3 protein-coding genes are annotated in these 2,950 nt (G+C 46.1%); all 3 read right to left on the minus strand.

The window, feature by feature from the left end; genetic code table 11:
- Window positions 1-1,656 (minus strand): serine/threonine protein kinase (locus C7B77_RS27140; RefSeq protein WP_146138551.1); only part of this gene is annotated, 1,656 nt, incomplete at its 3' end.
- Between the two features lie 188 nt (window positions 1,657-1,844).
- The gene (locus tag C7B77_RS27145) at window positions 1,845-2,399 is read right to left on the minus strand and encodes a GNAT family N-acetyltransferase (RefSeq protein WP_106312375.1); all 555 of its coding nucleotides are present in this window, start codon (window positions 2,397-2,399) and stop codon (window positions 1,845-1,847) included.
- A 174-nt stretch (window positions 2,400-2,573) separates the two neighbouring features.
- A partial coding sequence (locus C7B77_RS27150) for a YdcF family protein (protein ID WP_146138550.1) occupies window positions 2,574-2,950 on the minus strand: 377 nt, incomplete at its 5' end.

Here is a 2,950-nt window from a genome sequence, read left to right on the forward strand (position 1 = left end):
CAGATGTGTATAAGAGACAGGTGCTAACGCGATCGTCCGCACGTTTTTCCGAGCTTGCTGCAATTTGGCAACTGTCAACATCAATGGATGACTGGGTGAGACTTCATTGTCCCGATACGCCCCCACAATTAGTAAATGTCCCGTCTCTTGTTGCAACAATTCGATCGACTCTAAAGATGCCGAATCCGCCCACTGTAAGTCATCCAAAAAAATCGTCAATGGATGCTCCGATCGTGCAAATACCTCGATCGCTTTTTGAAATAACAACTTAAAGCGATTTTGGGCTGCGGTTCCCGATAGCTCAGTCACAGGCGGTTGAGAGCCGATAATCCGCTCCCATTCTGGAATAGCTGCAATTAGTACCCCGCCATTGTCGCCCACTGCTGCCAAAATCCGGCTTTTCCAAGCTGCCAGTCGATCGTCACTTTCATTCACTAGTTGTCCGATTAAATCCCGCAAGGCGCGGACAAAACCCCACAGCGGCAGATCGCGATTGAATTGGTCGAATTTACCTTTAATAAAATAGCCATGGTGACGGGTTATCGGTTTGTGGACTTCATTGATGAGTGCGGTTTTGCCAATCCCCGAACTTCCCGCTACCAATACCAATTCGCTACTCCCCGCAGCCACATTAGTAAAAGCAGCCATCAAAGTGGCGATCGCCACTTCCCGCCCATACAAGCGTTCGGGAATTACAAACCGATTCGCTAAAAGCGACGCTCCGCGATCGCACAGATCCCGATTGCCCAATGCAAACTCTGCAATCGTTCCCGTCGCCAGCAATTGGTGCCAACACTGCTCCAGATCGAACTTGAGTCCTAGCGCACTCTGGTAACGATCCTCCGCCTTTTTGGCCATCAGTTTGGCGATGATTTGGGCTAAAACCACGGGCACAGCGGGATTGACTCGATCGACACTTACTGCTACTCGATCGAGATGAGCGTGGATTAACTCGATCGGATCGCGCTCCTCAAATGGCAATCTACCACTCAGCAGTTCGTATAAAGTCACCCCCAGCGCATAAAAATCGCTCCGGTAATCGATGCCCCGATTCATTCGCCCCGTTTGTTCGGGCGACATATATGCCAAGGTTCCTGCCAATAAATTTGGACTCAGCAGTGCTGGAGTTTCCCGAGGTAACAGCGACGCAATGCTAAAGTCAATCAACTTCACCTGTCGATCGAGCGGATTAATCAAAATATTCGCAGGTTTGAGATCCTTATGTACGATCCGCCTTTGTCCGAGTGCGTGCAATGTATCGGCAACTTGAATCGCGATCTTGAGGACATCACTAACTGGTAGGTAATTTCCACCCTCAGCAGTTTCACCCACCTGGTGTCGATACCGATCCAAAGAAATCCCGCCAAAATCCTCCATTACCAGCGCATAACCGCGATCGTAAGTCTCCAAACTATATACACGCACGATCCCTGGCAGCTCCAACTCCTTGGCGAGCGCATACTGATGGCGAAAATCCAACAACTCTCGCTCGGTGGGATATACCGATGCCAAGATCTTAATAACTACAGAATTGGACTCCTCCCCCAACTCATCTCCCGTTCGGATCGCCCGATACACTACCGTTTTGGCATCGCGATACAATTCCTCGATCGGATGATATCCACTCAGGTGAAAGTTAAAGCCACTCGTCGTCATAATTCCCGATTCGCGATCGCTGATTGATTTCAACCTCTGCCCGACTTCAATGCGTCTACAGCATCAGTTTCTCTCTTAATATGCCCCGTTATGCTCTGTGTTTTACTGCGGCGAATGGATAAATGAGTGGATGGTACCGTAAGTTGCTAGTTAGTAGTAGTCTACGGCGTAAATCTAGTAACTAGATTCTAAGTTGCAGTCAAAAAAGCTAAAGTATAAAAATAATTGCCATTAAACTCAAACTCATCAACAACTTCCAGATCGAGCTTGCGTGTATGTGCCGCAAACGATCGACTATTTAACTTATTAATAAAAGTCACCCCGATCGGAAACTTTGGTGCGAAACTCGATCGCATCACATCGAATAACTGGGGGAAACTACCACTCCCACGGATCGATCGATCGATACAAATCGGCCCATACTGAAAACTGCGATCGACAGTGACTTCCTTACCCTCAACTCTTAACTTTGGCAACCGCGCTATCATCACCTCAAAAATTCCCCACTGCGAGAAAAACTCCCAATCCCCCGCTAGTAAATATCCAACGATAGTCCCTGTATCCTCCGCCACAAACACACCAGATTGCAGTAGCAGTTGCTTCAATAAATCTGGTGTAAAAGGTGTCATCACAAAACCATCTTTCAACTCTGCCGCCGATAGTTTGTTATATAAATTCCGCGACTGAAGGTCGAGAATACCCTCAAAATCTGACTCTTTTGCAATTCTAGTAACTGGGAGCATTAATGGATAATTGATAATTGATAACTATCTCGATCTTACCTATCGATCGTCAATATATAACAATCCAATTTGATTTGTGATAATTGAGTCAATATATAGTAGGGTGGGCAGTGCCAGCCCTTTCAACGCGATCGAAAGAACTAATCGAAGGTTTTTAGGCATATCTCAATTAATTTAAAGCCAGCCGCGCAATTTATAAACTACGATACCAATGTATTCGCGAATCGCTTGAGTTGTCAGAGACAAATAATCTTCACTAGGAATAAAGCTCAGAATTGCAGCTTCAGTTTGAAGATTTGGTTGTTCTAATTCTAATTGCGAGATCCGATAATCTGTCGGTGCGGCGATCGCATTAATACCCAAACGTTTGAAGATTGCCATCGATCGGGGCATGTGCATGGCAGAAGTAACAAGTAAAATGGTTTTAAAATTTTGTGCCTGCAATATTTGCCGGACATTCACTGCATTATCGCGAGTATTAAAAGAGTTCGCTTCGGGGATAATATCTTGCTGCGGTACGCCCATTGCGACCAATAATTTAGTCATATCGT

The sequence above is a fragment of the Chamaesiphon polymorphus CCALA 037 genome, assembly GCF_003003845.1.
Taxonomy (GTDB): Bacteria; Cyanobacteriota; Cyanobacteriia; order Cyanobacteriales; family Chamaesiphonaceae; genus Chamaesiphon; species Chamaesiphon polymorphus.

Coding starts and splice junctions, on each gene's coding strand:
- C7B77_RS27145 (WP_106312375.1), bottom strand. CDS start 2,399: ATGCTCCCAGTTACTAGAATTGCAAAAGAGTCAGATTTTGAGGGTATT.